The organism is Dietzia sp. DQ12-76 (assembly GCF_014145045.1).
Lineage (GTDB): Bacteria > Actinomycetota > Actinomycetes > Mycobacteriales > Mycobacteriaceae > Dietzia.
In genome coordinates this window covers 16,275-18,252 of the sequence record NZ_JAALDV010000429.1, presented here as the reverse complement: position 1 = coordinate 18,252, position 1,978 = coordinate 16,275, and the positions used below count along the sequence as shown (strand labels likewise).

2 protein-coding genes and 1 pseudogene are annotated in these 1,978 nt (G+C 72.2%); all 3 read left to right on the top strand.

Features of this window, described 5'->3' with window-relative positions; all coding sequences use genetic code 11:
• A pseudogene (locus tag G6019_RS14030) lies at nucleotides 1-284 on the top strand (hypothetical protein); the annotation flags it as partial.
• Nucleotides 236-1,243, top strand: coding sequence for a tRNA (adenosine(37)-N6)-dimethylallyltransferase MiaA (miaA, locus tag G6019_RS14025; protein WP_182612470.1), 1,008 nt, complete (start codon nucleotides 236-238; stop codon nucleotides 1,241-1,243). The pseudogene G6019_RS14030 and the gene miaA, both read left to right, overlap by 49 nt.
• Nucleotides 1,244-1,278: 35 nt before the next feature.
• A partial coding sequence (locus G6019_RS14020) for an IclR family transcriptional regulator (protein WP_309230253.1) occupies nucleotides 1,279-1,978 on the top strand: 700 nt, incomplete at its 3' end.

The following is a 1,978-nucleotide window of genomic DNA, read 5'->3' as shown; positions in this document are numbered from 1 at the left end:
CGCTCTCCCCCCGCGCGCCCGTCCCCGAGGATCCGCGCGGCGTCGCCCTCGATGCCGACCTGACCGGGTGGTTACGGAACGGCGGTCCGCTCCCGGATCCCGGGGACGCGGTGGCGCAGGCGGTGGGGTGGTGGAGCAGGCCCGCGTGGCTCGAGCTCTCCGGGCTGGTGGGGCACCGGGCGGCCGTGGAGTCGATCTCGTGGGCCCCCTTCGGGGTGGGGTACCACGGTGCTCGATGGGCCTTGTCGTTGTCGGACTCCGCGGCGGCGGGGGACCAGGAGTGAGCGGCCCAGCACCGGTCGCCGTGGTGGGGCCGACCGGGACCGGGAAGTCCGAACTCGCCCTCGATCTGGCGGAGCGGCTGGGCGGCGAGGTGATCAACTGCGACGCCATGCAGCAGTACCGGGGCATGGACATCGGCACCGCGAAGCTGCCGCTGTCCCTCCGGCGCGGGATCCCGCACCACAGGCTCGACGTGCTCGACGTGACGCAGACCGCGAGCGTCGCCGACTTCCGTCGCGAGGCCGAACGCGAGGTCGCCGAGATCCGGCGACGCGGGCGCGTACCGATCCTGTGCGGGGGGTCGATGATGTACATCCAGGCACTGGTCGACGACTGGGCCATCCCGGACACCGACCCGCAGGTCCGGGCCTCCTACGAACGGCGCCTCGAGGAGATCGGGGTACAGGCGTTGCACGCCGAGCTCGGCCGCGTGGACCCCGAGGCCGCGCGGTCCATCCTGCCGACTGATCCCCGCCGGACGGTGCGGGCACTGGAGGTGATCGAACTGACCGGGAAGCCGTTCTCCGCCTCCAGGCCGACGATCGGCGACCCCCGGTGGGGCACACGCCTGCTCGGCCTCCGCTGCGCGCTCGGAGAACTGGATGAACGGCTGGAGGCGCGTACCGTCCGGATGTTCGATGACGGGCTGGTCGCGGAGGTGCGAGGACTCGTCGGACTCGGACTGCTCGAGGGCGTGACGGCCCGTCGGGCGATCGGGTATGCGCAGGTACTCGACGAGATGGACGACGACCTGGCGATCGACGAGGGGGGAGTGGCCCGCGCCCGCGAGCGGACGGTGATCGGCACCCGACGCTACGTCCGCAGGCAGCGGTCCTGGTTCGGGCGTGATCACCGCATCAGGTGGATCGACACCGACACCCGTCCGGTCGACGGGGCACCTGCCGGTGGTCGGACGCCCCTGGACGCCGCGCTCGAGATCCTGGACGGGGTGCAGCGGTGAGCTCACCGAACGCTGGTCGAGGACGTGTCCAGTCGGTGGACAGGGCGTTCGCCCTGCTCGACTCGCTGGCCCGCCGAGGCGGTCGCGCCACTCTCGGCGAACTGTGCGCTGATACCGGATTGGCCGCGGCGACCGTCCACCGACTCTGCGGGACCCTCGCCGAGACCGGTCATCTCCGTCGGGACACCCGCCGCGACTATCTGCTCGGCCCCCGGTTGCAGCGGATCGGTGAGGTGGCGGCACAGGCGACGCGGTCGTGGGCGACACCGGTCCTCGAGGCCGTCGTCGAGGGGACCGGCGAGACCGCCAACCTCGCCGTCCGCGACGGGGACGGCGTGGTGTACCTCGCCCAGGTACCGTCACCGCATTCGATGCGGATGTTCACCGAGGTGGGACGCCGGGTGCACGTGCACTGCACGGCGGTGGGCAAGGCGTTGGCCGCCCGAGACCACGACGACGAGGTCCGCGCGATGCTCGCGAGGACCGGTATGCCCGGGTACACGGACTCCACGATCGTCGAGCCGGACACCCTGATCGAGGAACTCGAGCGCATCCGGCGCGTGGGATTCGCCACGGACGAGTCGGAACAAGAAGAGGGGGTCCGCTGCGTCGCGATCACGGTCGGGGCGGGCGCCGCCGCGGTCGCCGTGTCCGCGTCGGGTCCCGAGGCGAGGTTCACCGAAGAGCGCCGCGACGCCGCGGTGGACATCCTGAGGGCCGCGGTGGCCCACCTGC